Here is a 20,543-nt window from a genome sequence, read left to right on the forward strand (position 1 = left end):
CCTGAGCGGTTCCGAAGGGGGCTCACGCAAGCCGCCTCGATGCCAAGATGCTCACCAGGTGCAACACCATCTGGAGTCCCGCGGCTATCAGGCAGGCTACGGTGAGTACACGGGTCGCCGTCAGGTTTCCCGCCAGTTGGTCGATCACGGCGGTGCCCAGCGCGAGCAGGGACAGCTCGATCGGCTGCACGATCCGGTGAAACTTCGTGGCCGACAGGATGCGCCGGCCCAGCCCGAGCAGCCCCGAGCGGAACTGCCCCACCGACGCCTCACTGGCCGAATCCAGCCCGCCCTTGGCACGGGCCACGTCGACCAGGTCGGTCTCGGCCTTGATGAGGATCGCGCCGAGGGCGGCGGCGAAGCCCATCACGGTGTACCAGTCGGGCAGCACCTCGGAGGCCCGCCAGCCCAGGCCGGCCAGCACGGCCGCCTCGGTGAAGTAGGCGCCGACCCGGTCGAGGTAGACGCCGGTCAGCGAGGTCTTGCCGGTCCAGCGGGCCAGCTCGCCGTCGGAGCAGTCGAGCAGCAGGTACACCTGCACGAGCAGGGCGGCCAGGAAGGCCCCCCAGATCCCGGGCAGGGCCATCGCGAAGCCCGCCAGCACGCCGGCGATCGTCATCACCCAGGTGAGCTGGTTCGGCGTGACCCGGGTCTTGGCCAGCAGCCAGGTGACCCGGATCGAGATCGCGCGCATGTAGAGCACGCCCGCCCAGTGCTCGCCGTTCTTGCGGTCGAGGTGGCCCTCCGGCTGGGCTACCGCGCGCAGCTCAGCTACCGAAGGCCCGGACATAGTCCGCCACCCGTCCACGCACCTCGGATTCCGACAGCCGCATGTGCTCCAGGATCGTGTAGCGACCCGGGCGGGTGGAGGGCGCCAGCATGACGGCCTCGGTGAACTGCTCAGCGCTCAGCCCGATGTCACCGGGCGTGACGGGCAACCGGTGCTGCCGCAGGCAGTCGACGACCTGCTGGAGTCGGCCGGCGTCATCCCGCAGGAAATAACAGAACGCGGTGCCGATCCCGGCGAGCTCGCCGTGATTGGAAGTGCCGGGGAAAAGCTGATCCACGGCATGAAGGATCTCATGATCCCCGCCACTGGAAGGACGGGATGACCCTGCGATTACCATCGACATGCCCGACAAGATCAAGGATTCGGCCAGAACCGTCAGGAAGGCGTCGGTCTCGATGGAGTCTCTACGCCCGATCAGAGCCTCCGCCGCGGTACGCGCCATCGAGCACGCCAGCCCGTCGATCGGCTCGCCGCGCTCGACGTTGGCCAGTTGCCAGTCGTCGATCGCCGACAGGTTGCTGATCACGTCGCCCACCCCCGAGCGCACCAGCGACTCGGGCGCGGCGTGGACGAAGTCCAGGTCGACCAGGATCGCCAGCGGCATCGGCACGCCGAACGACCCCTTGCCGCCCTCGTAGACCAGCGAGGCGGTGGGCGAGCAGATGCCGTCGTGCGAGAGGTTCGTGGCCACCGCGACCATGGGGATGCCGGCCAGCGACGCGGCGTACTTCGTGGCGTCGATCGTGCGTCCGCCGCCGACGCCCACGACCACCTCGTAGGCGCCCTTGCGCAGGTCGGCGCCGAGCGAGACGGCCGCGTCTACGGAGCCGTCGGCCACGCGGAAGACCTCGGCCTGATCCAGCGTGGGGGCGATCAGGCCCTCGATGTGGTCGCCCTGGCCGGGGCCGACGGCGACCGCGACCCTGCCGGAGGTGGCCACCCGGCTGTCGTTGAGCAGCGCGCCCAGCTGGGCGACCGCGCCGCGCCGTACCTCCATGGTGAGCGGCGCGGGCAGCATCCTCGCGAGAAGCGGCATCTGCGCCTCCCTCAGTAATTGACGGCTATGGTGCGAGCCTTGGCCAGGTCGTCGTGGTTGTCCACTTCGACCCAGTCGACCTCGCCGATGGGCGCGGCGTGGATCTGCTCGCCGCGGTTGACCATCTCTTGGTAGCCGTCCTCGTAGTAGAGCTGCGGGTCGCGCTCGAAGGTGGTCTTGAGCGCGTCGGCCAGGCGGTCGGCGGCGGCGGGGCGGATCAGCGTGGCGCCGATGTACTCGCCGTAGGCCTCGGCGGGGTCCATCAGCTTGGTGATGCGCTTGAGCGAGCCGCCCTCCAGGATGACCTTCATCTCCTCGTCGGCCAGCTTCTTCACGTCGTCGACGGCCAGCAGGATGTCGCTGGTCTCCGGCGCGGACAGCAGCGTCTTCTCGACCGAGACGGGGTGGACGGTGTCGCCGTTGACCAGCAGCGCGCCCTGCGCGAAGTAGTCGCGCGCGCACCACAGGGAGTAGGCGTTGTTCCACTCCTCGGCCTTGTCGTTGTACACGAGCGTGAGGTTGACGCCGTGGCGTTCCTCCAGCGCGGCCTTGCGCTCCTCGACCGCCCCTGCCGCGTAACCGATGATCACCACGACGTCGCGCAGTCCCACCTCGGCGAGGTTGCGCAGCGAGATGTCCATGATCGTGGTCTCACCGTCGACCGGCACGAGCGCTTTAGGCAACGTGTCGGTGTACGGGCGCAGGCGTCGTCCGGCTCCAGCGGCCAGCACCATTCCCAGCAACGTGCACTCCTCAGTCGAGCGTGATTCTCCAGGCCCCAAAGGTTAGTTGCCTTTTCGCCCTGCGAGGGTAATCCGCTCTTAGTCCTGTGTTCCCATATCCGTTGCCTCCACCCCAGACCGGGGCGCGGCGAGCCAGCAGGTCACGCTTTCCCAGCCGAACAGCAACCAGAGATAGACGGCCAGCAGCGCGAACCCCGCCGTCGGCAGCGACACGAGTACGGCCAGCGAGACGGCGATCATCCGCCCGTCCCAGCCGAGGCCGAAGGTCGTCAGCCAAGGCGGCGGATATACCCGCTGCCTGATCCGGTAGACCAGGTCGTAGTGGTGGAAGGCCATCGCGCCCAGCAGCATGAAGATCAGCACGGGGTGGACCCCGTGGCCGAACCCGCAGCTGGCCACGAAGGCGTATTCGATGACCCGCAGGATCGGCGGGCACAGCCAGTCGAGCCGGCCGTCGTGCGGCGCGCTGCTGCCGGGGCCGGCCAGCAGCAGCGTGACCGCCGGCGCGAACACCGCGAGACCGTTGGCGCCGCCGACGCCGACCACCAGCAGGATGCCGGTGACGAAGGCGCCGGCGATGAGCGGCGGCAGGGGCGGCAGCTGCCCGGCGACGAGCGCGCCCATGCCGCGCGAGAGCGGCCCGTCGTCGCGGTAGGCGACGACGGTGCTGGCGGGAACCCTGGTCATGTGAATGGTGATCACTTCGCCATCGACCTCGCGATCCGCCCGGCGAGCGAGTAGAGGGCGGCCACGCCGCCCCACAGGAGCAGGCAGAGGAAGGTGACGCGGGCGTTGAACACCGCGGCGGTGATCGCGATCAGCGCCATCCGCTCCCCGATCGGCAGGACGATGATCTTCTTCAGCCAGCGCAGGACGCTCTCCCGCTCCATGCGCTGGGCCAGGCCGAGCACCCCCTGCTTGGGCACGGCGTAGCGCCCGCCGTCGGCCGACTCCAGCAGCGAGCGCGCCGGGCGGGCGAAGGACGAGCCGATCCGCGCGGCGTCGGAGACCGCGCCGCCGAAGGCGAAGTCGATGGTGTGCCTGACCACCTGGAGGATCATCGCGGCCGCCGCCAGGTACCAGATGCCGCCGGGGCCGCCGGTCCAGGGCAGCCCGGCCGCGTACCCGATGGCCAGCCCGACATAGACGACGTACTCCTTCAGCCGGTCGGCCATCGCGTCGACCCACGAGCCGAGCGGCGAGAAGGTGCGCGTGTAGCGGGCCACCTGCCCGTCGAGGCAGTCGAGCACGAACGAGAGGTAGAGCAGCACCGCTCCGGCGACCTGCGCCTCACGCGTGCCCGCCGAGAACCACACGGCGGCCAGTACGGCCAGCCCGATCGAGATCCCGGTGATGGCGTTGGGCGTGAGCCGGAGCCGGGCCGCGGGCCTGATGAGGTAGCGCGACCAGACGGAGACGAAGTGGGTGGAGAAGAAGCCGTCGTCGTCCTTGACCGCGAAGTTGAGCCGCACCCGCGACTCGTCCACCTCCGACAGCCGTTCGATGGCGCTGTCGGCCGAGGACTGCGCGGTGACCCGATCGCTGTGCAGCGGGCCGATCGCCGCCGCGCGCATCCGCACGCCGTAGCGGACCAGCCCGACCAGCAGCAGGTCGATCGCCTCGACGGGGCTGACCGGGCCGAGCCTGCCGGTCTCGGCCAGTTCCGCGAGCTCCTCCGCGACCTCGGCCAGGCAGCCGAGGTCGGCCTCGCCGGCCTGAAGGACGCCGCGGAAGGTGGCGTTGGCCTCGGGGACGAGGTGGAAGGAACTGCCCGCGGCCACGACCTTGCCGCCCTCGACGCGCACGGGCGGGCGCATGGGCGCGGCGGACGGGTCGTGGCTGACCAGCGCCGCCGAGTCGCGGGCCGGATGTTCGAGCACCAGGGCGAGCGCCTCGGTGTGGGCGACCAGGTCGGCGGGCAGCACCGCGACGGGACCGGTGGAGACGCGCGCCAGCTTGGCCACGCCGCGCAGGTCGGAGCTGAGCCCGTTGCCGGACGACAGCACCTGCACGTCGCGCACGGGCAACGTGACGAGTTGGTCGCTGATCCGGTCGAGCAGGGTTCCGTCGGCGCAGGAGAGCGTGGCGGCCGGTGTCGTGGCGAGTACGACCACGGATGCGGCGGTGGTCTCTCGCGTGAGTGAATCGGGCAAAGCGCAGGTCTCCTCCCAGTCGCGAGGGAGTGCGTGGACACAGCGTAGCGACCTGACGACGCGATATCACGGAACAAGACCGTTACGCTCGCGGCATGGACTCTCGGTTGCGCTCTGTAGGGGTGGTTCTCGCCGGCGGGGTCGGTCAGCGTGTCGGGCTGAACACGCCCAAACAGCTGATCAAGATCGCCGGGCGGACGATCCTGGAGCACACGCTGGCCTTGTTCGACTCCGCGCCGGAGATCGACGAGATCGTGGTGCTGATGACTCCCGGCTTCACCGACCAGGTCGAGGAGATCGTGGCACGGGGTCGCTACGGCAAGGTCAGCAAGATCATTGAGGGTGGCGCCAGCCGTACGGAGACGACGTGGCGGGCGCTGAAGGCGCTCGGCCCGCAGGAGTGCAACGTGCTCCTGCACGACGCTGTGAGACCGCTCCTGGAGCCCCGGATCCTCACCGAGTGTGTTCGGGCCCTGGAGACGTATTCGGCCGTGGACGTGGCCATCCCGAGCTCCGACACGGTCGTCGTGGCGGTGCCGGGACCGCGCGGGGAGATCATCCGCGACATCCCCGACCGGTCGCGGCTGCGGCGCGGGCAGACGCCTCAGTGCTTCCGGCTGTCGGTGATCCGCGAGGCGTACGAGCGGGCCTTCGCCGACCCCGACTTCGACAAGCAGCCGGCCACCGACGACTGCGGCGTGGTGCTGCGTTACCTGCCGGACGTGCCGATCTACATCGTGCCGGGCAGCGAGCACAACATGAAGGTGACGCACCCGGTCGACGTGTACATCGCAGACAAGCTCTTCCAGCTCGCCGCGGCCGGCGCGCCGGCGCCGCAGCCGCGCGACTACCGCGAGGCGCTGTCCGGGCGGAGCGTGGTCGTCTTCGGCGGCAGCTACGGCATCGGCGCCGACGTGGTGGACCTCGCGCGCGGCCACGGCGCCGACGTGCACTCCTTCTCGCGCACCCAGAACGGCGTGCGGGTCGAGGACCTCGCCTCGGTGGCCAAGGCGCTGGCCCAGGTCGGCAGGGTCGACTACGTGGTCAACACCGCGGGCGTGCTGCACATGGGCAAGCTGGCCGAGGTCACCGACGAGACGATCGCCGAGACGGTCGGGGTCAACTACCTGGGCCCGGTCAACGTGGCCCGCGCCGCCTACCCGTACCTGCGCGACAGCAACGGCTGCCTGCTGCTCTACACCTCCTCCAGCTACACCAGGGGCCGCGCCGACTACAGCCTCTACTCCTCGACGAAGGCGGCGGTGGTCAACCTGACCCAGGCGCTGGCCGACGAGTGGGCGGACGACGGCATCCGGGTCAACTGCGTCAACCCGGAGCGCACCAGCACGCCCATGCGCGAGCGCGCCTTCGGGGAGGAACCCGCCCACACCCTGCTGTCTCCGCGCGCCGTCGCCCAGACCTCACTCGACGTGCTGATTTCCGATCTGACGGGCCAGGTGATCGACGTCCGGCTCGACGGGACCTAAAGCTGTTACTGTCCGAACGCATGCGGAGACTCTGTGTCAAGGCCGTGCTTCTGGGCAGCTACCCGGTCCTGCTGCTGGCCGCCCTGTGGCCGCACCCGCTGCTGTTCGCCGCCGTGGCCGTGCTCTCCTACCTCGCCGAGCACCTCGCGGCCCGGGTCGCCAGGCCGTTCGTGGACATGCTCTCGCGGGTGCACCTGGGCGTCACGGTGCGCTTCGTGATCAGGGAGATGGCCGCGGTGATCCTCGTGGCCAAGACCACGGCCCCGGGCTCGCCGTGGCTCGCGGCGCTGGCCGCCGGGCTGTTCGCGATGCACGGGGTCCGGGCGGTGCAGACGAGCCTGGCCATCCGCCTGCGCCAGACCGTCGCCACCATGCCGGTCACCACCCGCCACCTGGACGTCACCGCGCTCAACCTCCCCAAGACGCCGCCCGGGTTCCTCACCAACTACCGCGGCGTGCGCTTCCTCTACCTCGACGTCCTGCCCGTGCTCGGCGCCGCCCTGGGCGGGCTGGCCGCCGCCGCGGGCGCGGGTCTCGGCCTGCTGCTGGGCTGCGCCGGAGTGCTGCTCCTCATCCCCTACGTACGGCGGGCCGCCCCGCTGACCGACGCCCCCCGCATCCTGGCCGTCGTCGGCAAGCAGGTCAGGGACTACCACCCCGAGGTCATCCTCTACTTCAGCGGCGCCAACGAGGCCGCCTACCAGGCCAGGATGTGGCTGGCCACGCTGGAGCGGATCGACCGCCGGGCCATCGTGGTCCTGCGCGAGCGCGGCCTGGCCGACCGGCTGGGCCAGACCACGCTGCCGGTCCTGTGCATCCCGTCGTCGGCCGACCTCATGGGCTTCCACGCGCTGGGCAGCGCCCGGGTGTGCCTGTACGTGGCCAACGTCGGCAAGAACATCCACATGCTGCGCATCCCCGGCCTGCGCAGCGTCTTCGTCGGGCACGGCGACAGCGACAAGGAGGCGTCGTTCAACCCGTTCTCGCGGGTCTACGACGAGGTGTGGGTGGCCGGTCCCGCCGGGCGCGACCGGTACCGGCGGGCCAGGGTCGGGGTACGGGACGAGAACGTGCACGAGGTGGGGCGGCCCCAGCTGGAGGGGATCTCGGCCGAGGGGCCCGGCCTGCCGTACCGGACGGTGCTGTACGCGCCGACCTGGGAGGGATGGACGGACGACCTGCACCACACCTCGCTGACCACGATGGGGCCGCGGATCGTGCGGGCGCTGCTCGACCACCAGCCGGAGCTGCGGGTGATCTACAAGCCGCATCCGCTGACCGGGCACCGGGACCAGGCGGCCGCGCGGGCCCACGCGGAGATCGTGGCGATGCTGGACGCCGCCGAACTGGCCAGGTCGAAGGCCAGGCACCCGTCGGGCGGGACGACCAGGGCGCCGGTCAAGCACCTCGTGGTGACGAAGCCGGACCTGTACGCGTGCTTCAACCAGGCGGACATGATGATCACCGACATCTCCAGCGTGGTGGCCGACTTCCTGGCCAGCGGCAAGCCGTACGCGGTGACGAACGTGTCGGGGATGGCGGAGAAGGCCTTCCACGAGCGCTATCCGACGACCGGCGCCGGGGTGTTGCTTGGCCAGGACCTCGCGGCCCTGGCCGGGTTCTTGGACGGGGAGGACGCGCTGGCGGGCGCGCGGCGGAAGCTGCGCGCCTACCTGCTGGGCCCGGACGAGCCGGATGCCCGCACGCGGTTCAACGCTGCGGTCGAGCGAGCTTTCTCGGGCTCGTGAGGAAGCCCCAGCCCCAGGAGACGTGCATGGTCGCGTAGACCACCGGGAGCCTGAGCTTGGCCGCCCCGGGCAGGCCGCTGCCGGTCAGCGCGGAGCCGGCCACGATGGCCAGCGCGTAGCCGCCGGGGACGATCAGCGCCAGGGGGAAGAACGGCGAGACGATCAGCCCGAGCGCCATCGCCAGCACCGCGAAGGGCGGGGCGAGGTAGCGCAGGTTGATCGTGCCCTCGTGGGTGCGGGAGACCACCCGGCGCCAGCGGCCGTAGTGGAAGTACTGCTTGGCCAGGGCCTTCACGTTGGGCCTCGGCCGGTAGGAGACCCGCATCCTGGGCTGGAACCACACGAGCCCGCCGGTCTGGCGGATGCGGTGGTTCATCTCCCAGTCCTGGGCACGCTGGAAGTGCTCGTCGTAGCCGCCGACCCGCTCCAGCGCCTCCCTGCGGAAGACGCCCAGGTAGACGGTGTCGGCGGGGCCGGCCGTACCGCCGACGTGGAAGGCGGCGGCGCCGACGCCGATCTTGGAGGTCATCGCGCACGCGACGGCCTGCTCGAACGGCGTGATCCCTTCGGCGGCCATGATGCCGCCGACGTTGTCGGCGCCGGTCTCCTCCAGCGTCTCCACGGCCACGCGCAGGTAGTCGTCGGGCAGCATGGCGTGCCCGTCGACCCTGGCGATGATCTTGTTGCGGGAGGCGCCGATGGCGGCGTTGAGCGCGTTGGGGGTGCGCCCGGTGGGGTTGGGGACGACCGTGATCCGCCGGTCGGCCGCCGCGATGGCGTCGGCGACCTCCTGCGTCCGGTCATGGGAGGGTCCTACGGCCAGCACGACCTCGATCTCGCCCGGGTATCGCTGGGACAGGATCATGTCGACGGCCTCTTGGAGGTGCCGCTCCTCGTTGAGGATGGGCATGACGACGGAGATGGGTGGCCAGGCGCGCGTATCCGCGTGCGCGTGCGGCGAGTCGGGCAACTGCTTCATGGCGGGCCTCACGCTACTGTACGAGCAGGGGAGGAAGGCAATCGAAAGCCAGATCCCTCCGGCAGGATAAAGGGGGCAGTGCATGGGCGGGCCGGGCGAGGAGGACGCGGGAGTGCATGTGGGCGGCGACGCCTACGGCGGCGTCAGGCTCGCGAGCGGCCGCAAGCGCAAGCCTCCCAAGAGCGCCAAGGCCCGGCGGCGCAACCTGCTGATCGCGGGGGCGCTGTCGACGGCGGTGCTGGTCGGCACCGGTGTGGTGTGGGCGACGCCGCGCCAGATCGCCGGGGTCGACGCCGGCATCACCGAGTCCGCACCCACGAGCGCCATGAACATCCTGCTGGTCGGCGTGGACAAGCGCGACAACCTCACCCGCCGCCAGCAGAACCAGCTGAAACTGGGCCGGGAGAGCGGCGAGCGCACCGACACGATGATGGTGATCCATCTGTCGGCCGACCACCGCAAGGTGACCGTGGTCAGCCTCCCCCGCGACACCTGGACCGAGATCCCCGGCAAGGGCCAGCACAAGATCAACTCCGCCTACCAGTTCGGCGGCGCGCCGCTGGCGGTCAAGGCGGTGCAACAGGCGACCGGGCTGAAGATCCACCGCTACATCGAGGTCAACGTTCTCGGCTTCATCGACGTGGTCGACTCGCTCGGCGGCGTGACCGTGTGCACACCGGTGCCGATCAACGACCCCAAGACCGGGCTCGACCTCGCCGCCGGCACCCACGAGCTGGCCGGAACCCAGGCGCTCGGCTACGCGCGCACCCGCGCCACCGTCCGCTCCGACCTCGACCGCATCGACCGCCAGCAGCAGGTCATCTCGGCGCTGCTCAACAAGGCGCTCAGCGCCGGCACGCTGGGCAACCCGGCGCGGCTGGCCGCGTTCGTCAACTCCACGCTCAGGACCATCAAGATCGATCCGGACGACGGGCTGCTGGGGCTGGCCACGCAGATGCGCGACGTGTCGCTCGACGACGTGCGCTTCGCCACCGTCCCTCTGGCCAACCTCGACTTCAAGACGCCGACCGGCGAGTCTGCCGTGCTGTGGGAGAAGGACGCGGCCAAGGAGCTGTTCCGCCGCATCGCCGCCGACGAGGACCTCGCCAAGCCCACGCCCAAGCCCACGCCCAGCGCGACGCCGTCCGCCACGACGACCGTCCCGCCGGAGCGCATCTCGGTCAAGGTGCTCAACGGCACGCTGATCACCGGCCTGGGCGCGCGTACCAAGACCGCGCTGAAGGAGTCGGGCTTCCAGGTGCCGGGCGAGCCGGGCAACACGACGAAGAAGGACCACAAGAAGACGATCATCCGGTACGGCCCCGGCCGGGCCGACTCCGCGCGTACGGTGGCGGCGGCCATCCCCGGCGCCGAGCTGCGCGAGGCCGATATCCCGGGCATCGAAGTGGTCATCGGCGCGGACCAGCCGAAGATCAAGAAGCTCAAGCCGTCCGGCGAGCCGAGCCCCAAGCCGAGCTCCACCGTGACCCCTACGACGAAGACCGCATCCCAGAACATCTGCCGGAAACAAGCATAAGAGCCAGCAATCCGGGCAGGTGACGGGCATGGAGGTCAGGTCCTGGCACGAGGAAGGCTGTACGGTCGTCCAAGCCCGTGGAGATCTGGACGTCTCCGGGGCGCCCCGTCTCAGCGAGGCCCTCGACGCGGTGTGGAGCGGCGCCGATCCTCCACATCTCGTGATCGACCTGACACAGGTCCCGTTCTGCGACTCCGTCGGACTCGGCGTGCTCGTGGGCGCGCTCAACCACGTGCGGGAGATGTCGGGGCGGCTCGTCCTGGTCGTGGAACCCGGCATGATCACACACCTGCTCACCATCACCAACCTCGACCGGCACTTCGAGACCAGCGCCACCGTCACGGCCGCGCGCGCCACGATGACCACAGCGGCCTAAGCTCCCACTGACGTTCTTTGTCCGTGGAGGCTTTCGCATTGTTCGATCAGTTCCCCGAGCCCGCGCGCTCCCAGCTCATCGCCGCCCATGACGAGGGCAAGGTCAGGCCCGAGTGGTGCTTCACCGACGGCGACGCTCGCGTGTGCTTCTGGGCCCCCTACCGGGGCGCAGAGCCGGTGATCACGTGGCACTTCTCCCCCGGCCCCGACCCGGCCACCGGCGCGGCGCTGCTACGGCGCGGCCTGGCCGGCGTCGGCATCACCAAGATCTTCCATGACATCGCCCTCTCCCCCGGGATGACCCCCACCGTGGACCGGCCGGTCGAGCACGACGCGCTGATGGGCGCCGGCTTCACGCTGGAGGTCGAGCGGGTGCGGCTGGAATGGCGCTCGGGCAGCGACATCCCCGCCGACTCCGGCCGGCTCACCTACCGCCCCGCCCGCAAGCACACCGAGCGCGAGGTGCTCGACGTGCTGGTACGCGTCTCCGAAGGCTCACTCGACCACGACACCCAGGTCGAGCTGGCCACCGCGGGCCCCGAGCACGAGGCCAGGTCCATGTACGACGACCTGATCAACCGCAAGGGCAAGCCCGACTGGTTCGTCATCGGCTACGCGGCCGAGGAGCCCGTCGGCCTGGTCGCCCCCGACGACCACTCCATCGCCTACATCGGCGTCGTACCCGAGCACCGCGGCAAGGGCTACGTCTCCGACCTGCTCGCCCAGGGCACCCGCACGCTCGCCGAGGCCGGGGTCGAGCGCATCGTGGCCGCCACCGACGTGGCCAACACCCCCACGTCCAACGCCTTCCTGCGGGCCGGGTACTCCGAGGTCGGCAGGCTGTTCCGCTACTACTGGAGGGCCCCGTGAGACTCGGCGTGATGTTCGACCGCGACCTGCCGCCCGAGCGGCTGGTCCCCTTCGCCCGCGAGCTCGACGCCACCGTCGTGGACGACCTGTGGGTCGTGGAGGACCTCGGCTGGACCGGCGGCATCTCCTCGGCCGCCACCGCCCTGGCCGCCACCTCGCGCTTGCGCGTCGGGCTCGGCATCGCGCCCGCGCCGTTGCGGAACCCGGCCCTGCTGGCCATGGAGTTCGGCAACCTGGCCAGGCTCCACCCCGGTCGCCTGGCCGCGGGGGTCGGGCACGGTGTCCAGGCGTGGATGCGGCAGGCCGGCGCGGCCGTACCGTCTCCGCTGGCTTTGCTGGAGGAGACGATCACGAGCGTGCGGGCGCTGCTGCGCGGCGAGAGCGTGGTCGTGGACGGCAAGACCGTCCACCTCGACGGTGTCTCCCTCGTCCACCCGCCCGCCGAGCCGCCGCCCGTGCTGGCCGGGGTGCTGAACCCCCGGTCGCTCGCGCTGTCGGGGCGCGTGGCCGACGGGACGATCATCCCCGAGGGTTTCGGCGCGGCGCGGGTGCCGTGGGTGCGCGCGCGGATCGCCGCGGACGGGCCGCACGAGCTGGTCGCCTTCACTCACCTGTACGTCGGCGACGACGCCGAGCAGGTGGCGCGGCCGATCGTGGCCGAGTACAGCGAGTTCCTGAAGGTGGCGCCGGAGGAGGTGGCCATGGCGGTCGGCGGCGTCGAGCAGGCCGTGGCCCACATCCGGGCGCTGTGGTCGGCAGGCGTGGACACCGTCGTGCTGCGCCCGGTCGGCTCCTCCCCGCTGCGGCACGTGCACGAGGTTCTCAAGGCCCTGTGAATCTGGCCGTTCGGCCGATGCCGGGTCGGTCGCGCGGCCGATGGCGGGCGGCGGCGGCCGCGCGACGATCTCTTCCATGAGACGAATCGCGGTGATGGCCGCGGGCATCGCGCTCCTCGCGGGCTGCGGCGTGGAACTCGATGCGCCCGAGCAGCATTCGGCACAGACGTTCACCCACACCGGTGGCACGCTCACGATCAAGTCGTCGCTGGGCGGGCTCCGGGTCGAGAAGGGCTCGCCCGGAGCGGTCAAGGTCGACCGGTGGCTCAAGGGCAAGGCGGCCGAAGCCGGCAACTCCTCCTGGTCGCTGTCCGGGGACGTGCTGCGGCTCAGCGCCAACTGCAACATGGTCATGGGCGACTGCGGCGGGCGCTACCTGATCACGGTGCCGCCCGACATCAAGCTCGTGGTCGAGGGCAGCGACGGGGTGATCGCCACCGGCCTGTCGCAGGACGTCGACATCGCGGCGACGGAAACGATCCGCGTGATCGACATGGCTGGCGCCCTGCGCCTGCGGACCGAGGGCGCGGTCACCGGGGAGCGCCTGCGTTCGGGCCGGGTGCGCGTGCGCACCGACTTCGGCGCCATCCACCTGCAGTTCGCGGTACGGCCGACGAACGTGGACGTCCTTTCCCGGGACGGCGGGGTGGTGACCTCGGTGCCCGACGGGGTGTACAAGGTGGTGGCCAAGAGCCAGGACGGCTCGGTCAGCACCAAGGTCAAGAAGGGCGACGGCCCGGACACGATCACGGCCAGAAGCGGAAGCGGCAACATCAAAGTCCTTTACAGTGACTGACCAGTCAGTCATAATAGGCTCATGTCACCGAAACGAGTGGACAAGGCGGCCCGCAAGCAGGAGATCCTGGCCGCCGCCGTCCGCGTCTTCGCGCGCAAGGGCTTCGCCGCCTCGCGCATCGACGACGTCGCCGAGGAGGCCGGCATCGCCAAGGGCAGCGTCTACCTGTACTTCGACAGCCGCGACGCCCTCCTCGAAGCCGCCTTCTCCCAGTACACAGCCGACGCCGACGCCGTCCTCCGCCAAGCCCTGAACAGCACGGATCCGCCGCTGGAACGCCTGGGCCTGCTGGTCCGCGGCACCATCGACGTGATCGCCGGCGCGCCCGATCTGGCCAGAACCCTGCTCGACCTGTGGGCGACCGATCACATGCGCCCCGCGTACAAGGCCTACCGCGAGGCCATCGCCGAGCTGATCGGCCAGATCCGCCCTGGCCTCGGCCTGCCGCACGCCACCGTCATCGTCGGCGCCATCGAGGGCGTGGTGCTGCAGTGGCTCGTCGACCCCGAGGTACCGATCGCCGACCTGGCGGGACCCGTCCTGGAAGTCGTGGTCGAGGGCCTGAGGGAGCGCGCATGAGCACCCTCCGCACGCTCGACGAGCGCCTCATCGCCCCCGGCGCCACCCCGCGCGACCGCACCGTCGTCTACACCACCGCGGTGGCCGGTGCCGTTCTCGCCACCGCGCTCGCCTATGGCGCCGGGCTGTCCGCGCTGCCGCTCGTGCTGGTCGCGATCGTGGCCTTCGACCTGTACGGCGGGGCCGCCGTCAACGCCACCACCGCCGCCAAGCGGCACTTCCACCGGCCGGGCCGTACCTGGCGGCACCATGTCGGATTTGTCGCCATCCATGTGCAGCCGTTCCTGCTCGCCCTGGTCGTACCGGGATTCACGTGGACCGCGGCCGCCGTCGTCTACGCGCTGGCCCTCGGGGGCGCCGTCATCACCGTCAGCGTGCCCGCGGACATACGGCGGCCGGTCGCCTTCGGCTGCACCGTGCTCGCGATCGGGCTGGCACTGCCGCTGGCGATCCCGGCGGCGATCGGGTGGCTCGCGCCCGTGCTGTTCGTCAAGCTGCTGCTCGCCCACCTCCAACCGATCTGAAGAAAATCCGAAGCTCCGGGGCGCACCATGGCCGCATGACCGAGACCACCGACAGCAGGGACCGATCCGTCGCCGAGCACGTCCGCCGCTACCTGGCGACGGACGGCCGGGACGGCTACATGGAAGGCGGCGTGACCAACCTCGTCCTGACGACCGTGGGCAGGAAGAGCGGGGTGCGGCGCCGTACCGGACTGTTCTTCGGACGGGACGGCGACACCTACGTGCTGGTCGCGTCGGGCAGCGCCTACGGCGCGCCGCTCCCGGACTGGTACCTGAACACGGTGGCGAACCCCGAGGTGGACGTCCAGATCCTCGCCGAGCGCTTCACAGCCCGCGCCAGAACCACCACCGGCGCCGAACGCGCCCGCTTGTGGGCGATGATGCTCGCCGTCGCCCCCGCGTACCGTCCCTATGCCGTCGCCGCGATCCAGGAGATCCCGATCGTGGTCCTTGAGCGCGTCCGATAGTCTCCGACCCCGATCGAGAGGACGGAGACCGAGGCCATGACCATGTCGAAGAAGGGCTCGCGACCGATCACCGTCGACGGCACCGGTTTCCGCTGGCAGCTCAGCCACCGGCCCGGCGACGACCGGGCCCCGCTGACCTTCGCCGTCGAGCGAGCCGAGAACCCCGGCAGCGTCCTGATGGTGTCACTCCCCTGCGGCCGCCCGGACAACCACGTGGGCGAACGCACCATAGCGGTCCGCCCTGGTTTGGTCGCCGGCTGCATCCGCCAGGCCGTGAAACAAGGCTGGAACGCCACTCAACGCGGCCCGGTCTTCACCCTCAAGCTCACCGAGGACGAACTCACCACCCACCTGGGCGAACCCCCCAAATACCTGATCCCCTTCCTCTGGGGCATGATCCCGGAAGGCGGCACCATCAAGGACCTCCCCCGAGCCACCCAGATCTGGACCCGAGACAACCAGGCCTGACCCTTCAGGTGGCGTGTCGCCAGGGGACGCCGGGAAGATCCTCGACCGTGCCGTCGGCGCGGCGCAGGCGGACTTCTCGCTCCTCGGTGGCGTAGCCGATGTCGAACAGCTGGAAGCCCTGGTCGGCGAAGAGCTTGGCGAGCCGCAACACGTCGTCCTCCCCGACGGTGAAGACCAGTTGGAAGTCCACGGAGTCCCCCAGCACGGTCGAGGTGACCTCGCCCCCCGTGAGCGCGGCGACCTTGGCCACGATGTCGGCGACCGGCAGCTCCGCCTCCTCCACCACGAACCCCACCCCGCTGGCCGCCGCGAGCGACTGAACGCCCGCCTTCAGACCGTCGGAGGTGTCCTGGCAGCTCGTCACCACACCGCTCCTGCTGAGACAGCGCCCGTGCCCCACCAGCGCCCGCGGCCGCCGCCACGCGGAGATCAGCAGCTCCTCCTGCTCGGGCAACAGCCTGGTCGATCCGTCACCGCTGAAGTACCGCTGCGCCGACGCCGCGATCCCCGTCGGCCCGGTGACACAGAGACGATCACCCGGCCGGGCGCCACCCCGCAGGAGAGACCCTCCCTGCTCGACGATCCCCACGGCCGAGGCGGACAGAATGATCCTTTCCGCACTGCCGATGTCGCCGCCCACGTTCAGCGTGCCGACCTCGCGGCAGGCGTCCCTGATGCCCTCCATGACCACGGCGAAATCCGCGTCCGAGAGCGACTTGGGATACCTGATGACCGACAGGAGCGCGATCGGCAGAGCGCCCATGGCCGCGACATCACTGAGGTTGGCCATCGCCAGGTAATAGCCGATGTCGTAGTTCGACAGATGGCCCAGTTCATAGAGATGGAATTTCGGCCCGCGTACATAATCCGAGCCGAGAACAATTTCCATCGGCCCGTCCACCCGGAAGACCGCGCAGTCGTCCTGCGCGTCGGCGCCGGCGATGAGTTCGACCCTTGCGCCGCCAGGCAGTTCCTTTGTCCAGCCGGACTGCCCGATGAACATGGGACCGATGATGTTGGCCAGCCGTGTCGGCTCATCTGATGTGGTGCCGGCGTCCTGCATGAGATCACACCCTCAGTCGGCGTTTCACGGCAATGGAACAAGCCAGTCGGCCGTCTCTTCTATGGTCGCGCTGAGAAGATGCTTTCTGACGACGACCGCGTAATCCCATTCAGGAGCATCTATGCCGAGTAATCGCCCAGCCACTGAACGGAGATACTGTCGCGGCGTTGCCTGTGCCACACCGTACACCCGATGCGTGTCGCCGTCCCCGCAATAGAAGTACGGCAGGCCGGCCAGCCCGAGCCGCCGCAGACCGGCGATCCCGTCTATCGGGGCCGAGGCGAGCCCGTCCCGTTTCATCACCGCATCGACCTGCGCGAACCGTAGCGGCAACAGGTGAAGGTGAGCATGAGTGATACAGGCGGAGCCGTTCATCCTCTTTGTTGAACCATGCTCCATGATGACCGGTTCGCCAAAGCTCTTCTGGTACTGCGGAAGAATCTCGCCGAGCGCCTGCGTGACCGCTTCCGCGCATTCCGCCATCACCTCGCCGAAACTGACGTAGTGCCTATTGGAAACCAGCAGCAGGTGTCCATAGGTCAGCGGCGACATGTCGGCCAGCAGGCTGACCGTCGCGCCCTGGCTGACGACCCTTTCTGCGGGCCGCCCGCCATAGACGCGGCGAAAGGTGGTGTCCGCCGCCCCGCCGAGCTCCTGACAGAAGTCGGAGCCGACGCAGAACCCTGCTGGCTCAGGCACTGACCATCCCATCATCAATCCAGTCGGCACAATTCAACGACTGTCGGGCGACCGAAAAGCAGATCAAGTGCAGCTGACCGTTAGAGAATTGTCCGTTCATGTATAGTCTGCACGATACTGTTCGGCAAGTACGCGTCGTCGAGACAGGGTGATTTCCCGATGAAGCTGTCGGCGGCTCGCGCCTTGGACCGTGGAGTTATCCTCGCCGCGACGGTCACACTCGCCTGCAAGCAGTACGGATTTCCGTCCGCCGCCATCTGGAAGAACCTCGAAAGTGAATATTCGCACGTCCTGATCGGCCTGATTCTCATCGCCGGATTCTTCGGCGTGGCGACGCCCTTCGAGTCTTTCTCCCTACGCCTGCGCATCGAACGCCGCGTGGTCATGCGCCGGCACATACTCACGGCATTCGGGCAACTGCTGGAGATCTGCCGGGCCATCAACCCGCCCAGTTCCGTGAGCGACCTCGGGCTGCATATCTGGCAGAAGAAGCGCACCGTGCAACATCCGCTTCGGGGAGAACTCACCCGCGTCGCCACCTATCGCCTCGGCTCGGCCCCGGCCACCAGGAAAATCCGTCCCACGCCTGGGGTCGGGGTGGTCGGACTGTGCTGGAAGCACGATCAGGAGACCAGCGTCAACGTGGAGGAACTCGCCCGGAATCTGACCGACAAAGCGGCGTTCGAAGCCTTCAAAGGGACGGCCGGCGTGGATGCCGTCATGGGATTCACGTGGGAGGAGTTCCAGCGTTACAACCATCGCGGTGCGGTCTTCTCCAGCCCGGTCAGAAATTCCCACTCAAAATTCATCGGTTGCGTGAGCATCGACGTCTCCCACGGATACCATGACGTGGACGTGCAGCGAGTCTGGCACGTGCTGAATTCACTGGGCTTCGTTCTCGGGCAGGACGGATTCGAAAATGCCTGATCTCCGCCGTGACATCACCCGCGCCACCTGCTCCACTTATGACGCCAATGCCGATGCCTATGGTGAGATTTCCGAGGACTACGGCCGGTTTCCCGGACTCCGGCAGGAGGTCGCCGGCTTCGCGGACCGCGCGCCGTACGGCCCACCCGTCCTCGACCTGGGATGCGGCGGCGGGCGCGACACCCGCCTGCTGGCGGCCCTGGGTCGCCGGGTGATCGCGGGCGACTACGCCGCTGGCATGCTCACCTGGGCGCGGAGCCGTTCGGCCGGTTCGTCGGGTTTCCTTCGGCTGGACGCGCTCTCGCTCCCTCTCCGCGACCGCTGTGTCGCGGGCGTGTGGGCTTCGGGTTCCCTCCTGCACCTGCCGCTGGCCTTGATGGGCGGGGCGCTGGCCGAGGCGTACCGGGTGCTGGTTCCGGGCGGGATCACCGTGATCAGCATGCGCGACGGCGAAGGCGAGGGCTGGCGGAACGGCGGATCGCTGGAGGGGGAACGCTGGTTCACGTTCGTCGGCCCGCAGACCTTCACCGGGTACATGGAGGCGGCGGGATTCTCCGATATCCGCGTCCGATTCTCGGGCCGCTCGGGATGGTATGTGGCGCTGGGTGAGCGATAGTTCCCGTTACGTCCAGGCGTCCGGGTCGCAGTTCGGGGCGGCCCTGCGGATGCCGCCCCTGGGGTCGTCGACGTCGCCGTGATGCCGGGGGATCAAGTGAATGTGCAGGTGATCAATGGTCCGGCCGGCGGCCTTTCCGTCGTTGATCCCGATCGTGTACGCCTCGGGGAAATGTTTGTCGTCGAGCAGGTCCTTCGCTTCGCGCATCAGCGCATAGGCACTGAGCATCTCTCGCTCATCGAGCTCGAAGAAGGACTCGACATGTCGTTTGGGTACGACCTCGACATGGCCGGGGTTGGCGGGGTAATTGTCGAACCGCGCATAGAACAACTCGTTCTCACACAGAGTTGTATTGAGCGAGGGGTCGTCCGGCTTACAGAAAATACAGTCGACATTAGCGCCGTCCCCTGAACTGTCCGCAATGAGCATTGCGTCCCCTGTCACCATAATATGCGCCATCGAGATATTTCGAACTGCCCACTACCGTACTGCTGACGCATACTGAGGGACGTCGATTCGGGGACTTTCACACCCGGTCCCCACGACGAGAGGACCGGGTGCGTCAATCGCTACTTGAGCAACTGCCTGGCCATGACCATGCGCTGGATCTGGTTGGTGCCCTCGTAGATCTGGGTGATCTTGGCGTCGCGCATCATGCGCTCCACCGGGAACTCGCGCGTGTAGCCGTATCCGCCCAGCAGCTGGACGGCGTCCGTGGTGATCTCCATGGCGGCGTCCGAGGCGGCGCACTTGGCGGCGCTGGACAGGAAGGTCAGGTCCTTCTGGGGGGTGCCGTGCATGGCGAGTTCGGACTTGGCGGCCGCGTGGTAGGTGAGCTGCCTGGCGGCCTCCAGCTTCATCGCCATGTCGGCGAGCATGAACTGGACGCCCTGGAAGTCCCCGATCGGCTTGCCGAACTGCTTGCGGTCCTTGACGTAGCCCACGGCGAAGTCCAGGGCGCCCTGGGCGATGCCGAGCGCCTGGGCGGCGATGGTGATGCGGGTGTGGTCCAGGGTGGCCAGGGCGGTTTTGAAGCCGGTGCCGGGGTCGCCGATCATGCGGGACGCGGGGATGCGGACGTTGTCCAGGATGACCTGGCGGGTGGGCGAGGCCTTGATGCCGAGCTTCTTCTCCTTGGGACCGAAGGAGACGCCTTCGTCGGACTTTTCTACGACGAAGGCGGAGATGCCTCTTGCGCCTTCGCCGGGGGACGTTACAGCCATCACCGTGTAGTACTCGGAGATGCCGGCGTTGGTGATCCACATCTTGGCGCCGTTGAGGACGTAGTGGTCGCCGTCCAGCACGGCCTTGGTCTTCATGGCGGCGGCGTCCGAGCCGGCCTCGGCCTCTGACAGGGCGTAGGAGAACATCGCCTCACCGGTGGCCACCGGGGCCAGGTAGCGCGACTTGAGGTCCTCCGACGCGGACAGGAGCAGGGGTACGGTGCCCAGCTTGTTGACCGCGGGGATCAGGGACGAGGACGCGCAGGCCCTGGCCACCTCCTCGATGACGATGACCGTGGCGAGGGCGTCGGCGCCGGCTCCGCCGTACTCCTCGGGCACGTGTACGGCGTGCAGGTCGGCCGCCACGAGCGCCTTGTAGACGTCCCAGGGAAATTCCTCGTTCTCGTCGGCCTCCGCCGCACGCGGGGCGATCTTCTCATCGGCCAGGGCGCGGACGGTCTCGCGAAGCATGTCGTGCTCTTCGGCCGGCGCGTAGAGAGGGAAGCTCATAGCACAAATACTAGGACGTCCGAGCAACTTGTTACCAGCGGGTACGGTTTGCCGGTTTATGCAGGTGGCACAGACGAGGTAGTGAGGGCCGGTAGCATGCCTGGCGATCGAAAGGAG

Annotated in this window: 23 protein-coding genes; 13 read left to right on the forward strand and 10 right to left on the reverse strand. The window is 69.0% G+C overall.

Annotation, left to right across the window (positions count from 1 at the left end; genetic code table 11):
- Window positions 1–22: 22 nt before the first annotated feature.
- The 5 genes from ACFWY5_RS08535 to ACFWY5_RS08555 form a co-directional block, all read right to left on the reverse strand.
- Window positions 23–790 (reverse strand): CDP-alcohol phosphatidyltransferase family protein, encoded by a 768-nt coding sequence (locus ACFWY5_RS08535; RefSeq protein ID WP_379609907.1) that lies wholly within the window; start codon window positions 788–790, stop codon window positions 23–25.
- The gene (locus ACFWY5_RS08540; protein ID WP_379609908.1) at window positions 768–1,826 is read right to left on the reverse strand and encodes an iron-containing alcohol dehydrogenase family protein; all 1,059 of its coding nucleotides are present in this window, start codon (window positions 1,824–1,826) and stop codon (window positions 768–770) included. Before ACFWY5_RS08540 ends, ACFWY5_RS08535 begins: the two co-directional genes overlap by 23 nt.
- Window positions 1,827–1,837: 11 nt before the next feature.
- Window positions 1,838–2,569: a sugar phosphate nucleotidyltransferase gene (locus ACFWY5_RS08545; protein ID WP_379609909.1), complete on the reverse strand. Its 732-nt coding sequence runs from the start codon at window positions 2,567–2,569 to the stop codon at window positions 1,838–1,840.
- Window positions 2,570–2,647: 78 nt separating this feature from the next.
- A complete protein-coding gene (locus tag ACFWY5_RS08550; protein WP_379609910.1) occupies window positions 2,648–3,256 on the reverse strand; it encodes a DUF5941 domain-containing protein in 609 nt (202 codons plus the stop codon).
- An 11-nt stretch (window positions 3,257–3,267) separates the two neighbouring features.
- Window positions 3,268–4,722: a CDP-alcohol phosphatidyltransferase family protein gene (locus ACFWY5_RS08555; protein ID WP_379630939.1), complete on the reverse strand. Its 1,455-nt coding sequence runs from the start codon at window positions 4,720–4,722 to the stop codon at window positions 3,268–3,270.
- Window positions 4,723–4,817: 95 nt separating this feature from the next.
- Between ACFWY5_RS08555 and ACFWY5_RS08560 the strand changes: the two genes are divergently transcribed.
- Both ACFWY5_RS08560 and ACFWY5_RS08565 read left to right on the forward strand, forming a co-directional pair.
- A complete protein-coding gene (locus ACFWY5_RS08560; protein WP_379630940.1) occupies window positions 4,818–6,209 on the forward strand; it encodes an SDR family NAD(P)-dependent oxidoreductase in 1,392 nt (463 codons plus the stop codon).
- Window positions 6,210–6,229: 20 nt separating this feature from the next.
- Entirely contained in the window at window positions 6,230–7,957 is a 1,728-nt protein-coding gene (locus tag ACFWY5_RS08565; RefSeq protein ID WP_379630941.1) for a CDP-glycerol glycerophosphotransferase family protein, read from the forward strand.
- Here the strand turns inward: ACFWY5_RS08565 and ACFWY5_RS08570 are convergent.
- Window positions 7,920–8,936, reverse strand: coding sequence for a glycosyltransferase family 2 protein (locus tag ACFWY5_RS08570; protein ID WP_379630942.1), 1,017 nt, complete (start codon window positions 8,934–8,936; stop codon window positions 7,920–7,922). The genes ACFWY5_RS08565 and ACFWY5_RS08570 overlap by 38 nt on opposite strands.
- Window positions 8,937–9,018: 82 nt before the next feature.
- Here ACFWY5_RS08570 and ACFWY5_RS08575 point away from each other — a divergent pair, with 82 nt between their 5' ends.
- From ACFWY5_RS08575 to ACFWY5_RS08615, 9 genes are all read left to right on the forward strand, one after another.
- Entirely contained in the window at window positions 9,019–10,473 is a 1,455-nt protein-coding gene (locus ACFWY5_RS08575) for an LCP family protein (RefSeq protein ID WP_379630943.1), read from the forward strand.
- Between the two features lie 28 nt (window positions 10,474–10,501).
- Window positions 10,502–10,849, forward strand: a complete 348-nt coding sequence (locus tag ACFWY5_RS08580) for an STAS domain-containing protein (protein WP_379609916.1) — start codon at window positions 10,502–10,504, stop codon at window positions 10,847–10,849.
- A 38-nt stretch (window positions 10,850–10,887) separates the two neighbouring features.
- Window positions 10,888–11,718: a GNAT family N-acetyltransferase gene (locus tag ACFWY5_RS08585; RefSeq protein ID WP_379609917.1), complete on the forward strand. Its 831-nt coding sequence runs from the start codon at window positions 10,888–10,890 to the stop codon at window positions 11,716–11,718.
- Complete coding sequence (locus tag ACFWY5_RS08590) at window positions 11,715–12,554, forward strand: LLM class flavin-dependent oxidoreductase (protein WP_379630944.1); 840 nt, start codon at window positions 11,715–11,717, stop codon at window positions 12,552–12,554. The genes ACFWY5_RS08585 and ACFWY5_RS08590 overlap by 4 nt, the downstream gene beginning before the upstream one ends.
- 76 nt (window positions 12,555–12,630) lie before the next feature.
- Window positions 12,631–13,350 (forward strand): hypothetical protein, encoded by a 720-nt coding sequence (locus ACFWY5_RS08595; protein WP_379630945.1) that lies wholly within the window; start codon window positions 12,631–12,633, stop codon window positions 13,348–13,350.
- 21 nt (window positions 13,351–13,371) lie between these two features.
- A complete protein-coding gene (locus tag ACFWY5_RS08600) occupies window positions 13,372–13,929 on the forward strand; it encodes a TetR/AcrR family transcriptional regulator (protein WP_379609920.1) in 558 nt (185 codons plus the stop codon).
- The gene (locus ACFWY5_RS08605) at window positions 13,926–14,453 is read left to right on the forward strand and encodes a hypothetical protein (protein WP_379630946.1); all 528 of its coding nucleotides are present in this window, start codon (window positions 13,926–13,928) and stop codon (window positions 14,451–14,453) included. The genes ACFWY5_RS08600 and ACFWY5_RS08605 overlap by 4 nt, the downstream gene beginning before the upstream one ends.
- Before the next feature lie 35 nt (window positions 14,454–14,488).
- Window positions 14,489–14,920: a nitroreductase/quinone reductase family protein gene (locus ACFWY5_RS08610; protein ID WP_379630947.1), complete on the forward strand. Its 432-nt coding sequence runs from the start codon at window positions 14,489–14,491 to the stop codon at window positions 14,918–14,920.
- Window positions 14,921–14,956: 36 nt separating this feature from the next.
- Window positions 14,957–15,388 carry a hypothetical protein gene (locus ACFWY5_RS08615; protein ID WP_379630948.1) on the forward strand — a complete coding sequence of 144 codons (432 nt, stop codon included), beginning with the start codon at window positions 14,957–14,959 and terminating at the stop codon, window positions 15,386–15,388.
- A 4-nt stretch (window positions 15,389–15,392) separates the two neighbouring features.
- Here ACFWY5_RS08615 and ACFWY5_RS08620 read toward each other — a convergent pair whose 3' ends face one another.
- On the reverse strand, window positions 15,393–16,451 hold the full coding sequence (locus ACFWY5_RS08620; protein WP_379630949.1) for a thiamine-monophosphate kinase: 1,059 nt from the start codon (window positions 16,449–16,451) through the stop codon (window positions 15,393–15,395).
- A 24-nt stretch (window positions 16,452–16,475) separates the two neighbouring features.
- On the reverse strand, window positions 16,476–17,150 hold the full coding sequence (locus ACFWY5_RS08625) for an HIT family protein (protein ID WP_379630950.1): 675 nt from the start codon (window positions 17,148–17,150) through the stop codon (window positions 16,476–16,478).
- Window positions 17,151–17,309: 159 nt separating this feature from the next.
- Here ACFWY5_RS08625 and ACFWY5_RS08630 point away from each other — a divergent pair, with 159 nt between their 5' ends.
- Both ACFWY5_RS08630 and ACFWY5_RS08635 read left to right on the forward strand, forming a co-directional pair.
- Window positions 17,310–18,077: a hypothetical protein gene (locus ACFWY5_RS08630; RefSeq protein WP_379609926.1), complete on the forward strand. Its 768-nt coding sequence runs from the start codon at window positions 17,310–17,312 to the stop codon at window positions 18,075–18,077.
- On the forward strand, window positions 18,070–18,693 hold the full coding sequence (locus ACFWY5_RS08635) for a class I SAM-dependent methyltransferase (RefSeq protein WP_379630951.1): 624 nt from the start codon (window positions 18,070–18,072) through the stop codon (window positions 18,691–18,693). Before ACFWY5_RS08630 ends, ACFWY5_RS08635 begins: the two co-directional genes overlap by 8 nt.
- Before the next feature lie 6 nt (window positions 18,694–18,699).
- Here the strand turns inward: ACFWY5_RS08635 and ACFWY5_RS08640 are convergent, their stop codons facing one another.
- Window positions 18,700–19,122 carry an HIT family protein gene (locus tag ACFWY5_RS08640; protein WP_379609928.1) on the reverse strand — a complete coding sequence of 141 codons (423 nt, stop codon included), beginning with the start codon at window positions 19,120–19,122 and terminating at the stop codon, window positions 18,700–18,702.
- 140 nt (window positions 19,123–19,262) lie between these two features.
- Window positions 19,263–20,426, reverse strand: a complete 1,164-nt coding sequence (locus ACFWY5_RS08645; protein ID WP_379630952.1) for an acyl-CoA dehydrogenase family protein — start codon at window positions 20,424–20,426, stop codon at window positions 19,263–19,265.
- Window positions 20,427–20,543 lie beyond the last annotated feature (117 nt).

The organism is Nonomuraea sp. NPDC059007 (assembly GCF_042740555.1).
Classification (GTDB): Bacteria; Actinomycetota; Actinomycetes; order Streptosporangiales; family Streptosporangiaceae; genus Nonomuraea.